Here is a 13,985-nt window from a genome sequence, read left to right on the forward strand (position 1 = left end):
CCCCTTTTTTTAAGTACCCGTCTTAATCTATCGGGACTCAATTTAATTTGGCGTTAGCGAAGCGGCTCCCTTCGGAGCTTCGCAAAGAAGTTTTTGAGTTAGTTGAAGACTGTTGTATGTACGTGGCTCCTTTTTCAGGCATTCTTCTAAAAAAACGATGTCTTCTTCGGCATACTTTGTTTTCCCCCCTCTGCCTGGTAACTCCCAAAGCCCTTCTAAACCTAGTTTTCGCCATTTATGCAAAACTTCTCTTACTGTTTGAGAAGTCCAGTTAAAGTGAGCGGCTATTTTTTCAACATACCAGCCATGTGCGTTTAGCCTGATTACCTCTGCTCGATCTTTAACTTTCTGTGGTACATCCGCAGTTCTCAGATTTAACAGGGTTTTGTTTTGCTCCGATGTTAGGAATACCCTTAGACGAGTGCCCATATTTTCCATCACCTCGGTAAATACATTATCCGTATTTATTTATCTTTACATAGTTTGGTTTTTCCGCGCCGACTTACTTAACTTGTTTTGGTTAAAGTTGGGAAGTAAGAAGATATACTCGCCTTTATCATGCTTTTTCAGGGCAAATAAACTAGGAGTTTGGCGTTTGTCATATTTATCGGTTAGTTTCTCAACTTGATCTCGAAGGTAGCAATAAAGTTCAGTTGCTGTAATAATACCATCACCTTCTCGTAGGGTTGTGTCAGCAGCACCAAGCAAACGATCAAACAAAGCTTCAGCAAAGGGTGAGTGTTTGCCTGTACTTCCTCGCTGTCCAAAACAACCTAGATAATCTATTGCCTTTTGGTCATGAGCAGCAGATGCGATCGCTTGCCATGCTCTATCTTGAATAAAGCGATCATACCTTTGTTTGTAGACTTTTCGCGCAGCTACAATTTCTCGATAGAAACTCGACCGAAATGCCCCAGCAAAGCAAAGCAGCAGTCCACTATAATTAGCAAATGACGACAAGGTAATTCTGCTAACGCATCATGCAATGTTTGCATGGGCAAGAGAATTGTGTTAATTTCTATTTGCTTCTGGAGAAGAATATCTCCTCTAGCATTCTGGGGTACTAAATAGCCTCCTAAATTGTCTGTCTTTTCTAGTCCATCTGCGGGGACTATTCCATGTCCAGCAAAGTAAAATATTAAACGGTCATTTTCTTCTAACTGTACTGTTTTCTCAAGTAAACGTAGTGTTTTTTGCTTGAAGTCCTCTAACAGAGAATTTAACTTTTCCAATGTTGCCTTTTCATTTAGTAATATCTGCACCTCATACTGATAATTTTCTTGGAGAATTTTGGCGAGTTTTTGAGCATCGGCGACAGGTGTCTCTAACTCGGGAATGCCGTTTAAGTAGTTATTAATACCAATAACTACTGTGAAGTTGCGCTGAAACTCGTACTTGGACATAGAGAAAGATGTTTGGGATGGTTGCAGTTGCGCGAGATCGAGATTTTTTCAGGTGGGCGATCGCTCTCACCTGAACCTAGTTGTTGGGATTTGCAGCAGTTGGTGGTACATCGTTACAGAGATGGCGATCGCTTTTATCTCAATCTACTTGTTGGGATTTGCAGAGGTTGATGGTACATTGTTACAGAGATAGCGATCGCTCACTTACCAACTACTTTTGACACACCTAAACTACTGGGAGTTGATACTGCAATTGTTTCACCTGTACTAATTTTCTGTGTTTGTTCTGGCAACTGAGAAGCTTTAATTCCTTCACAGAGATGGCGATCGCTATTTTTCTCATCAAGGGTAGCTAAATAGTTACGTGCTTGTTGGCAACCTTGCATGAGTAATTCATCTAATCCTGTATCCCACAACATGACTTTTCCGTCCTGACCAAGAATAGCCAGTGTGCTGCCATCAGCACTCAAACTTAGGCTTTTAATCGCGCCTGTTTGTGATTCTGTATCTTTGAAAGTTTTGTTTTCATATGCTTTAGAATACGTTTTAAAACTTTTAACTATCTGGTTAGCATAGATATCCCATAACATAACAATCCCATTTGGTTCACCCTTTTTTTGTTGAGTTATAGCCATTAAGTTGCCATCAATATTAAATGCAACCTTATCTGTCTTGAAATCTGCGTTTAAGTTCGTTAGTTTTTTAAAATCAATACTATTGTTTCCTGAAAAATCCTGCAAATCTACCGTACCAAATGTATCAGGCAGGGGATTCGCTATATCTAGATTGGCTACTATAAAATTATCATCATTAAATGTATATCCCATACATGTATGCCCCTGATTATGGTCACATTTTATTAAATGTTCAGAAAGTTTGGGATTTTTGGAAAAATCAACTATAGAATAAAATAAACTTCTGTCGTGTTCAATAATTATAAATAATTGACCATCAGGGCGAAAAGCCATGTTCTTTAAATTACCACCACGTAATTTGAATTTATTAGGATAAACAAGTTTTCCCGAAATATCAAAAACGATAATTGTGTTGTCTTTTTTAGCACCGGCAAAATGTTTTCCATCGGGAGCGAAAATAACGCTGGTGAAACTACCTTCAGTTATTGGCAGTGGGGTTAAAGTTTGATGCGACACGTCCCACAAACTAGCAGCACCCTGAGAGTCTGTGAGAGCTATCTGTTGACCATTAGGGCTAACACTGATACTTTCAATTTTTTTGTCTATAGGAAGTGAAGGTAAGCTTGACTGCCCCTCTTGCGTATTCCACAAGCGGATAATACCATCTTCTCCAATAGTGATTAATCGTTTACCATCACTGCTAAATTTGACATTTTCAACTACACCTTCATGAGCCTTCCATTCAGTCAACAATTTTTGCTCATAACTGTTACTGTCGTAAAAACTAATGTCGCCGTTTATTCCTCCAATAGCTAACTGGTTGTTATAGGGATTGGGATTGAAATCGGCGGAGCAGGCTTCGTTGAAATTTTTTAATGATTTTTGCGTAGAATTAGCCTGAATGGAAGACAAATCCCAAAAATTCATATAGCAACTCTTGCTCTTAGATACGCCGGCACTATTTATTCCTGGAATGGTAACCATTTTATTGCCATCAGAGCTTAATATTACATCCTTGAAATTATAGAAAGGACTTGATGAATCACTTCGTAGTGATTTTAAATTATTTGTAGTTACACCTAACTCGTGCTTCGATAAGTGGTTCAAAAAATGGATGTTGGTGAGAAAATAAGGAATTTTGCTACTGCTGTTGTTGTGGTCTTTTAAAACTTCTACTACTTCTACTATATGGTGGCCATCACTACTAAACCTCATGTGTTTTACGGGAATGCCTTGAGTCTCTAAATACCCCGATAATTTTTTTAACCCTTCTCGACTCTGCAAATTCCATAAGTAAGCACCGTATAGTTTCCCCCCTGTGCTAACATCTTTCCTGGAACCGGAAATAATGAAAGCTAAGCTCTTGCCATCGCCACTAAAACTGACGCTTTTAATTTCAATTTCAATTGAGTTTGGAACCTCTAGTAAGAAGTCCTTACAATGCTTGCTCTCCAGACCACATAAGTGGATGGTTTTGTTTAGTCCTACGATAGCCAGTTGGCTGCTATCAGGACTCAAACTGACATTTTTGAAATAGCAATTGCCTGAAGCTAATTTTGTAGCCTGCTGGCTTTTTGAGTCCCATAAGCTAATACTAATAATATCATCCTTATGACAGTTATTTGCTTTAACATTGCTAACAGCGATCCATACCTTGTCATCTTGACCTAAAAATATACCGCCTATCTCACCTTGAGGTCGTTGCCAGCGATTGAGTTCTTTAACTTGATAAACCGCCTTTTGCAAGGTTATTAAGACTTGATTTTGCCACTGCTGGTCTGGCTGGAATGGTCTACGCAGAAACAAGGACTTTAAGGACTTTCCTGCCCGTAAACTACTTATCAAAGCCTCAAAGGTCAGTTGGTTTGCGCGAAACGCAGTTTCTGTGGAATTTTTCTCAGCACTTATTTGTTGTATTAATGCTTGTCGCTGACCAATTAGCGCCCAGAGCGTTAACCCGGTTAATCCCAGGATTACTACTGTAACAATCACCCACAGTCTAAAAGCATTTTTACCTTTTTGAAGGACACTCCACCGAACAAAATGATCTTCAATCCTGTTAAGCCAGCTATCCTGAGTATCAAGCACTTGATTGATTTGCTCGAGCCGAGGGTCATCATCCCAAAGGTAAGCAATTGATTTTACGCTTGAAACTTTGAAAATCTTGGTTTTTTCTTTCTTTTTGCGCTGCCAATTACGTAGCCAAGTCTGTATTTTTCCAATTGCAAAAGATTCTGCTTGTCCCCATGCGTTCGCCCTGGGTTGCTTTTCCTTATCTTTTATATTGTTCCACTCCTGGGCCGCAGACGTTAGCCGCCGTTGTAAGGTTAAAATTTCCTCCTGTTCTTTTTTCCACTTCAGCATCTTATCCCAACCCTGCACCAAAGCATCATGGGCTGGCTCTACATAGGGTTCGCCTTGAGAATTTTCAACAATTAAGCGAGCATCAGAAAAGCGTTTGATTACTATTTCCACCCGCTTGTTTTCTTCCTCGTCTGGATACACCAGCTCAAACTTAGGAACCTGTCGCCTTGCTAACTCACCACCCTGCAATGAAATCATCCGCAACATTACCCGAGGCACTGTATCTTTATAAGCAATGTCTTCTGCAACTAGCCGCTCGTATTCTTGATTAGCACGTTTGGTCAAAGAACCAACAACTTTTCCCAACTTTTCGTAATCTTCCTTTTTTAAGGCGCGGTTGTCCCTTCGTTCCTCTAAATATTTCAGGTACAATTGCCTGAGAGTGAAAGAAAGTAAGGGTAAAGCACCTGGCATTTGTATGACTTCGTTGATCAGTTCATCCACCAAGCTGGGAGGATCGAAATATACCACTTTTTCTAAGGCTGGTTTCTCAATTACTTCCCGGAATTCATCCTGGGTCATTGGCGGGACAACAAATCGGGTATGATCATTCCAAAAGTCTTTGAGTACAGAGTTTTGAAACTGATCCTCAAAATCGAGTCGCAAGGTGATAACTACATGGATGCTATGAGGATATTTAGCGATCGCATTCTTGATCAATTTCTGAAACTGCTCTCGTTCTTTGTCACTCTTAGACTTAGACAAAGTGATCAACTCTTCAAACTGATCGACTGCCAGCAATAGTTTAATCTGAGGATTAGTCTGGCTCCAACGTTTAACGATGTTTGCTAAAGCTTGCTCGTCTTTTGCTAATTCTGCATCAGTAATTGTCGTTGTAATTGTTGCATTTGATGAAAACACCCGTTCTAAAGCTTGCAATGGACTTTCCCCTGGACGCATGGGGTCTAAAATATGAAACTTATGTTCCTGGGAATCACGCAGACGCTTCAACAACCCGGCTTTCATTAAGCTGGATTTACCTGTTCCAGAAGCGCCTAGTACCACTGTCAACGTTTGTTTATTGGAAACGACTTGCTGATAAAGCTGTTTGATCAGGTTTTTTCTACCAAAAAACAAGTTACTGTGTTTTTCCTCATAAGATTCCAATCCTCGATAAGGATTATTTTCGGGGTTAAGTGGTGGTGCATCCTCCAATTTATCTCGGTCAAAATTAGGTAATAGAAAGATGAATTCCCCTTTGTCATGTTTTCTGAGTGGACACAGACCTGGAGTTTGCCGCTTGTAATGTTTTTCTGTGCCAACTTCAACTTTATCTCGCAAATATGAGTACAATTCATTTGCCGTAACGATGCCATCATCATTCGAGTCAGCTTTTTTGTCAGTTCCACGTAGGGCATCAAAAAGCGCTTTGGCAAAGGGAGAGTGAACCTCGTTACCTTCTTTTACTTCCCCCCGCACACCAAAATAATCCATGGCTTTTTGGTCATCACCAGCAGAAGTAATTACTTGCCAAGCTGCATCGCTGATAAAGCGATCGTAACGTTCTTTATAGACTGTGACTTTGGGCACAATCTCTCGCTTGAGACTTGCCCATCGGAAAGCGCCTGCAAAACAGCAATCTAAAATTACTAACATGTGCCGACAAGGGAGTGCATTCAGAGCATCATGTAACTCCTGCATCGGCAAGAAGGTACTACTATCTTTTGTGGCATCTTGTGGAATCAAATAACCTACTGGCCCCTCTTGATTTTCTAGAGCTTCTAAGGCTTTACCATGTCCAGCAAAATAGAAGAGGACGCGATCATCTTTGGTAACTGTAATTGTTTCGTTGTCAAGAGGTATTTGTCCTTGTTTTAAGTCTGCAATTAATTGCTTGAGTTGATTGAGGGTAGCGCGTTTATTTAAAATTAACTGGACTTCATACTTATTTTGTGATTGATATTGCTGTTTGAGCGACTGATGTTGCTCTTGGATAATTTGAGCAAGTTTGCGAGCATCAGGAACGGCGGTTTCTAACTCTGGAATCCCATTTTCATAATTATTAATACCGATAATGATAGCGAAATTACGCCTAAATTTATTTTTTGACATTAATACACCTCTTAATGGCATAAATACATAAGTGAGCCAGGCACTCATTCAGATAAGGAAATGCCAAATGAGTACCTTTTTGCTGTTTACTTCTGTTTTGTAATTGCTGCAACTAAAGCTTCTAACCCAACTGTTGTTAATTCGACACCAAAGTAACTTAAGTGGTCGCAAGCAACTTCTTGAATGTTGGGAGGATGCGATCGCCCTCTGGGAATACTCGTGATACTATCCACTTTGACGGCTATATCATTCGGCGTGCCAAAAAATGGCAATTCTACAACTTTCTTAAATAAACGTTGTTGTAGCCGTTCTATGATCGATGCTCTCTCTGCTTCTTGTTCTAATGCTGCGGGAATAATAGAGGTATTACCAGCGATAATTGAGTAGGGAATGCCAGGGTCGTCACTCTCAGCGAGAGATTTGGTAAACTCAGAAGTTGGGTTCATTTGGGCTAGGGCTACCCGAATATTTTTTTCTAATGTACCCATCAATATAGCTATCACTTTTGCTGGCCAAACAACTGTAGAAAGACCGTTGAGTGCAATACCCAGAGTCAATTTTACCCAATCTTCCACCACAGCCCAAGGAGAACCTGCATTTGGTGTACCCAACATAATCAGGTGTTGGACAACTTTATTACCTCCTTCTCGCTCAATAAACCAGCGAGATACCAAACCACCCATTGAATGAGCAATAATGTGTAATTGTTTACCGTGATTTTCTGATAAACCCACATCTTTTAGTCGTCGTTTTAAATGTTGGGCATTCTGCTCAATGTTAGTATTCAGATTTTCGTAATCAAAAGTGAGAACTAGATCATAAAGTTCGCTGATGGAAGACTTTTGCCCATCCGGTTGCAATACAGGTTGTTTGATTGTAGATACTAAACTTTCAGTATCGCCGATAATCCCGTGGATGTAGAGGGCAATTCGTTTTGCTTGCGCTACCTGCTGCTTAACATAATTCTCATCCTGGTTATAGGTTACTTTCTTGTCCTCTCCCACGGAGGCTACTGCTAAAATCGGATATTCAAATTCCCGTCCCAAACCCTGGCTGATCACTTTTTGAAAAAAGATGCGAATAGAACCTTCTAAACTACGTTCTCCCTCGCTAATGGGGGCTGGTAATCTTTCTAACTCAATTTCGATTTTGCCATCTCCGGTTGCTTTCCCGCGACCTAAAGGTAAGAAAAATTCACCATCATAACCCACAGGAAGCAGGTATTCATTGTTTGCTAGTTGTCCATCAACTAATAATTTTAAAGGTGCATCTGGAGTGACAACTTCGTGGTCTTTAACGTTACTCAATTCCAGTACACTTAATCCTGGATCTGTACCGCGACTGGTAGTAAATTGGAAGGGTCGAATAACTTCTGGATTTTCTCGTAAAATCGGTGGGACAATTTTATTACCTAAATCTCGGCTGACTTGTGGTGTAGTTGTAAGGCGAACATTTGCTACTAAGCTGGGATGGGGTTGTAACTTCACCCCTAGCGCTAATTGTTGTTCTTGTTCCTGAGAAACTGGGCTAGAATCTAAAGGACGGACTGTAGTGATTGTGATTTCCTCAGCGTACCAATCATCAAACCTCTTAGCCGCTCCCATTTCGCGTTCGCGATCTTGCGTGCGAGTCATTAAACGCTCAAGACTACTTTGATTTGTGGATTCTATATCTCTAGTTATAGGTCGAGGAGCATCAAGTTTATCCTGATTTAGCAATCTGACATTAAATTCATCCTTGGTCACAATCAATTTAAGAATGTCTTTGTACTCGGTAATTAAGAGTTTCCAATATTCATCAGGGACTTCGAGTTCCACCAATTCCTCTCCATTTATTAGAGCATAAGCTTCTTCTCCTGCTTCCAGCCTAATACTACCTGCTTCAAAAAACGGGGCGCTAATAGCGAAACTATCTGAAAGGTTGACCAAAGCACAGTAAAGTGGCTTTCTAGTTGTATTGGTAAGTTTAAGTTTAAATTCCGGCTTTTGCCATTCACCGTCCTTATACTTGTACTGCAAACGTATCTGCTTTGATTGTGATAAATTCTCATCAGCAAAGATGAGTTCCATTTTCACATCACCAGGTTTAATTTGAGTCGCCGCAGTATTTGCAAGTTGAGCAATTGTTATCCAACGAGCAATATGTTCTAAGCGTTTAATTGCCTTGTCTGCATTGTCTGGAGTGTAATCATCAATTTGAGCTACTAGGGATCGGTCATCTGTCGGTTTGGTTACTATATACTGGTTATTGCGACACAACAGGCGAAAATTGGCTTTACCAACTTCTTGTGACTCGCGGACATAGGCTGAGGGTTTACCATTAAGTCCGGCTGTTTTGAGCTTTTCAAGCGCCAGATTTACACCTGCTTCATCTCCCTGAAAGTACACCCCTAAAGGCGGTAGTGGTAAACTTGTAACGACTGCTTTAAAAGTGCGATCGCTTTCGCTTTTCAGGTTTTGCACTCCTTCGATATCTATCTTGCTCTTAGTTGGCAATACCTGAGTCACTTTTGCTCTACCCACAGACTTTAAAGGGTCGCGCAAATCATCGATAGTGGCATCAAAGGGAAACAATGCCAGTAAAGTAGTTTCGTTATCTTTGGGTGGTTGCACTCCGTGGACAGCACCACCTTGAATCACCCAGCCAGAGGTTTGATCTTGCTGAACAATAAAGTAGGGTTCAATTTCGGCGATCGCACCATCAAGGAAAAATTTGTTATCATCCTCAATGTGATTTACTTCCAATTGCGGAGACTGATCTGACCTTTCACTGCGGACAATGGCATTTGTACGTCCAAATAAATCCCGATAAGTCAGCTTTCCGTTGGCTTTGGAAAGTGTATCCATCAAAAAATAAGAGAAATAACCCCGACATTTACCAGGATATTCCTTTGCTGTTTCGTAGTCTCGACAAGCTGCTAAAAGAACATGACGACCTGTGGGTATCTTCCAGCCAGTGGGGTGTTTTTCGGGGTCACGGTCACGGAAATCTGATAGTTTCTCTAAATCTTCCAGCTTAAAAATAAAGCTATTTAGTGGACGTTCTCGCTTGTCTGTGTTTAAGCGTCGTTCTTTAGCTTCTTGCATTGGGTCTTTGGTGCCGGAACCAGAGTGGCAACAATCTAGAATAATGGTCAGATGCGGCTTTTTTTCTGCTACTTCCGCAATTAATAGTGCCAATTCTTTATCTGCCAAATCCCAGCCGTTCTCGGTACGGCTGTCGTAGCATACTAAAGTTTCATCCTGATGGTCTGGTTCTATGTGCCAAAATTCCTTTGGTGTTAATTCCTGGGAACCATGACCACTGTAATAGAACAAAACTACATCGTTTTCTCCAGCTTGACGAAGATGGTTGCGAAAGCCATCAATAACAGCCTCACGGGTTGCTTGTTCATCTTTAAGTGTTTGTAAATACAGTTGGTATTCTTGTTTGTCAAATCGTTCGTTTAGATACTCTTCTATTGCTGTAATATCGTTTACACAGCCTTCGAGGCGATGATTAGGGTCAGGATAGTTATCGATTCCTACCAGTAAAGCATATAGTTTCCGACTTTCGATTCCTCGCGTTGGAATCACTATCGCAGTTAGAATACTAAAGAGTCTATCAATTCCCTCTGTAATTCTAGCTATACTATTAGCTGCTTCAATTTCGTGGTTTAAGTTGTCTATTCCTTTTTGGAGTGAAGATTCATTTAATTGTAGGTCTGCTGAAAGTCCTTCTAATATTGTATTTTCTACTTTCCCAATTTCAGCAGCAAGTTTATCTCGTTTATCGATAAAAGCTGAACTCTTTACTGGTTCGACATCGTTAATATTTATTTGATAAAGTTTACTGGAGATTTTTTTTAATTCTTCAATTGCTGCTTCAGAATTAGTAGACATAAATTAATTTCTCCTAATTAACGACTATTTTTTTCGGTAGTAAGTGCTGAGAATAAATTATTTTCTTGTATAAAATTATTTAGTTGCTTACTAGTTAACTCTCCCTCAATAGAAGCAAAAAAAAGCTCTTTGAATTTATTTAAATTATTACTTGCATTATCTATCGCTAATATTATCTGAGCATTTTGTGTTAGAACAGTTAATCTTGTGTCGATCCATGCATCTTCATCTATATTTTCTGACTTAAGAGGTTCAATCACAAGGCGTTGTTCTTGTAAATCTTGTATTGTTAGGACATCTTCTTCCACTAATTTACTGATAAACTTTAGGACTTTTTCTTGTATTGTTATTTCTCGATAAATTGTGTATTTTCGCTTTTCTAATTCTTTTCTAAGTGAGCCATTAATCCGAGAATCAAGAACTATTTTAGTGACTGATGGCAACTTATCAATTTTGATGGGGCTAACATTTAGAAGATTGCTACCACTTCCCTCTAACTGAGCAGTTATATTGCCAACTGCTTTCTCAGTTCTAACTGGAGAGTCAGAATCAGCTAGCTCTATAAGTTTACTAAAGTATGCTTGCAATAACTCATTATGCTTACGAAGTTCATTAAGAAGGAAAAGCCGTTTTTTATCTTGTTCTGACAATTCATTATAGGTATTAACAATTCCGTTAGCAGGTTTATTACCATTGACTTGTGCCCTATCTCTTCTGCTCTTTAATACCTGTTCAGATGTTGCCTTGATTTTAATCTGACCAGCAGTATCTAATAGAGAGTTAGTAGCTACAGCGAAAACTTTTCCAGATTCGGCGAATTTTTTATACTCATCTGTAGACCTACAGCCACTTGTGAAGGTTGCTATAATCGCTATTACTGCCAATGTTTTGTGAAAATTTTTCATCATAAGTATTTGACATTAAATTGCTAATTTAGAGCGGTTGTTTTGTATACACATTATTTGTATAACAACTTGTATTTGAACTAGAAGTAGTTAACCATCAATATTTTGAAATTCTCAACTACTGTTTATCAAGCTTTTACATGGTTTTTATGCAGCAAATTATTTATTGTAACATTTATTAACAACAGCCATTTGAACATACATTACCCGGATTTCTCACAAGTGAAAAAAAAATCATCGGAGTGAACAAAATTTAGGATAATTTAATTGATACATGATTAAATTGGATAAGTGAGCAGGATAAACCAAAGTAAAAACAGAAAGCTACAAGTTCTGTAATTAAGGTTAATCCTGCATCAGATGTTACTGTCTCAGCGTTAAAATTAACTACGATTGCAGATGACTTTACTTGTTCAAATTTCAACTGTTCCGGTATACAATCCGTTTTCTGAGGAGTCATGCTTAAAACTGCTGGAATTCATTTGCAATAGACAGTTTGGCAGTTTTTGACTCCTCTTTTCTCTGGCTTTGTGAGAAATCCGGGTGTACGCTTCAAGTCCTTGCTAGGCGCAAACACTATTTTCTGGGCTATGTAGCATTAGGGAATGGTAAGTATCATCCCAACTTGAAGCTGATTAGGGTCAGATCCAATTACGGCTTTATTTGCATCGTAGATTTTTCTCCACGATTGTTCACTACCATCCCCGTAAAATTTTTGGGCGATCGCAAAGAGAAAGTCACCCGGTTGAACAGTATAGGTTCGACTATCAGGATGATTACCTACCCCATTTTCTAAAACTGCCGTAATGGACTTTACACCTAAATTGATAGCTTCGCTGTTGGTATCAACAAAGATATCAATCTTGTTACCTTGAATTGCTGTACCCGTATCTAGTGCTGCGGCTTGAACCTGCCTTCCATCCCAAAGTATCAAGGTAAAGTTTGTTTTCAGGGCAATAATATTTGGGTCTATAGCGCACTGTAGATGCCCTTGACCACTAAGTGCTTCACGTAATGTAGATCCAAAAATGCCAGTCGCAGGTGCGTGTCCTTGTGTTTCTTCCCTGCTGTAAAATGTAGCTTGTAGATTCAATTGAGTAGACATAATTTTCTCATAAGTAGACTTTGGACAATGGCTCGATCAGTCTTTCAAGCAGATGCCAACCTGCTAGATTCTTAATAGCTGTAATTAACCCTCTTGTGTCAGACTGGAAGAACCCAATTGCTGAAAGCCTTTGAGAGCTTTGTTTTCCAGTTTTTTGCTTGAAATTTTAGTTTTTATTAGAAAATAAAGCTTCAAACTTTGACTAATTAATAGTTTCAGAATCTGGCTTCGATAATTGTTTTCCAACAGTGACACAAGAGGGTTAAGAGCAGTTATCCGGCTTAAGCTATTAACGCTAAGTTATTAAGGCTTAGGGAATGTGAAGTATCCAATCTGGTTCGATGTAGTCTGGACCTTGTATTAATATCGTATTATTAGCGTCTATCAGCGCTTGCAGTGGCACTCCAGCTTGCTGAGCTATCTTCAAAAGATTGTCACCTTCTTGTACTTTATAATCTTGACCACGTGTAACTGTCATAATTTTCTCCTTTGATAACTTGAGTTTTTGGAAAAGGCAAGGTTTAGCTTGCTTGCTAACCCTTTCGCTCTTTCTTAATATCAATACTATTCTTTACTAATGGGATTTATAATTAACTATTTTTAGGTAAGAGAATAATTAAGTATTAAGTATTTTTAGATTCTTCTTACAATAAAAAAATACGCTTATTTACAAATTGCATAATAAGCATATTAGAGGCGCGAGAATATATTAGTTGATTAATTAGCACCTAATAGTTAGGTAATATTTTAGGGTATCATTATAACAATGAGTGAGAACGCTGTATTTTTCTCCAAGCACAGGGAGTATTTTGATAGTAATCTCGAAACTGACAGTAGAAATGATTTATATTTTGATAACCTACTTTTAAAGCAATATCATCAACGGAGTCATTAGTTTCTAAAAGCAAGGTGCTTGCTTCTGCTATCCGACGCTCGATAATCCAATTATTGACCGTTTTTCCGGTAAGTTTTCGCACTAAGTCGGTTAAATAAGCTGAGGAATAACCAACTGCTTGAGCTACTTCTTTTAATCTAATACTTTGATGATAATTCACTTCAATAAACTCAAAAACCTTACGCAGTCGGGGAATGGATGGAAATATGGAATCTTGAGTATTTACTTTTTTACTTTCGTTGTTAGTAGAGGATTTATCCTGTTTTATATGAACGCTAACAAGACCATTTTCTGTAAAAGTTGCCATTGTTCTTTTCCTTTAAGAATTAAAGTTTTTTGAACATCAGGTTTAGCTTGTTCAATACCTTAGCCAAAATAAGAGGATGAAGAGAGAATACCGATGTAATAGAGTTATTGTCTTCGCATAAATTTCCAAGCTTGGGTGCGATCACCTACGGTGGGCGCTTGCGCCATCGCAAACATGGCTTTCTATATGTCCGTGAAATCTTAAAAATGCGATACTGAAATCCCTGAGCCTATTTTATTAACCCAGATTTTTGCCAAGCTTACTGGTAATGGTCGTATTCATCCCGTTTCTATAGGCGTTGAACCCTCGTAAATTGGCAGAAGTATTGGTACTAATGTAATATCTATTAACCCAGTTTTCTGCGCGAATGCTACTCATACCCTTGATTAGCGTGAATTTGCTTTACCAATATTTCGGGTATCTACTTTCATGGGTAAA

10 protein-coding genes are annotated in these 13,985 nt (G+C 39.0%); 1 reads left to right on the top strand and 9 read right to left on the bottom strand.

Features of this window, described 5'->3' with window-relative positions:
• Positions 1-42: 42 nt before the first annotated feature.
• The 3 genes from ACFFAP_RS27395 to ACFFAP_RS27405 are packed head-to-tail and all read right to left on the bottom strand — an operon-like array spanning position 43 to position 1,403.
• A complete protein-coding gene (locus tag ACFFAP_RS27395; protein ID WP_375514183.1) occupies positions 43-429 on the bottom strand; it encodes a transposase in 387 nt (128 codons plus the stop codon).
• Between the two features lie 45 nt (positions 430-474).
• Positions 475-960, bottom strand: coding sequence for a hypothetical protein (locus tag ACFFAP_RS27400; RefSeq protein ID WP_375514184.1), 486 nt, complete (start codon positions 958-960; stop codon positions 475-477).
• Positions 879-1,403, bottom strand: a complete 525-nt coding sequence (locus ACFFAP_RS27405) for a caspase domain-containing protein (protein ID WP_375514185.1) — start codon at positions 1,401-1,403, stop codon at positions 879-881. Before ACFFAP_RS27405 ends, ACFFAP_RS27400 begins: the two co-directional genes overlap by 82 nt.
• Positions 1,404-1,430: 27 nt before the next feature.
• Between ACFFAP_RS27405 and ACFFAP_RS27410 the strand changes: the two genes are divergently transcribed.
• On the top strand, positions 1,431-1,574 hold the full coding sequence (locus tag ACFFAP_RS27410; protein ID WP_375514186.1) for a hypothetical protein: 144 nt from the start codon (positions 1,431-1,433) through the stop codon (positions 1,572-1,574).
• Positions 1,575-1,603: 29 nt separating this feature from the next.
• Here the strand turns inward: ACFFAP_RS27410 and ACFFAP_RS27415 are convergent, their stop codons facing one another.
• The 6 genes from ACFFAP_RS27415 to ACFFAP_RS27440 all read right to left on the bottom strand — a co-directional run bounded on the left by ACFFAP_RS27415 (position 1,604) and on the right by ACFFAP_RS27440 (position 13,547).
• Complete coding sequence (locus tag ACFFAP_RS27415; RefSeq protein WP_375514187.1) at positions 1,604-6,454, bottom strand: caspase family protein; 4,851 nt, start codon at positions 6,452-6,454, stop codon at positions 1,604-1,606.
• 86 nt (positions 6,455-6,540) lie between these two features.
• Positions 6,541-10,335: a caspase family protein gene (locus ACFFAP_RS27420; protein WP_375514188.1), complete on the bottom strand. Its 3,795-nt coding sequence runs from the start codon at positions 10,333-10,335 to the stop codon at positions 6,541-6,543.
• 17 nt (positions 10,336-10,352) lie between these two features.
• Positions 10,353-11,243: a hypothetical protein gene (locus tag ACFFAP_RS27425; protein ID WP_375514189.1), complete on the bottom strand. Its 891-nt coding sequence runs from the start codon at positions 11,241-11,243 to the stop codon at positions 10,353-10,355.
• A gap of 595 nt (positions 11,244-11,838) precedes the next feature.
• Entirely contained in the window at positions 11,839-12,345 is a 507-nt protein-coding gene (locus ACFFAP_RS27430; RefSeq protein ID WP_375514190.1) for a 3D domain-containing protein, read from the bottom strand.
• Positions 12,346-12,655: 310 nt separating this feature from the next.
• Entirely contained in the window at positions 12,656-12,823 is a 168-nt protein-coding gene (locus ACFFAP_RS27435; RefSeq protein ID WP_375514191.1) for a LysM peptidoglycan-binding domain-containing protein, read from the bottom strand.
• Positions 12,824-13,103: 280 nt separating this feature from the next.
• Positions 13,104-13,547 carry a helix-turn-helix domain-containing protein gene (locus ACFFAP_RS27440; protein WP_375514192.1) on the bottom strand — a complete coding sequence of 148 codons (444 nt, stop codon included), beginning with the start codon at positions 13,545-13,547 and terminating at the stop codon, positions 13,104-13,106.
• Between the last annotated feature and the right edge of the window lie 438 nt (positions 13,548-13,985).

The sequence above is a fragment of the uncultured Nostoc sp. genome (assembly GCF_964245575.1).
Classification (GTDB): Bacteria; Cyanobacteriota; Cyanobacteriia; order Cyanobacteriales; family Nostocaceae; genus Nostoc.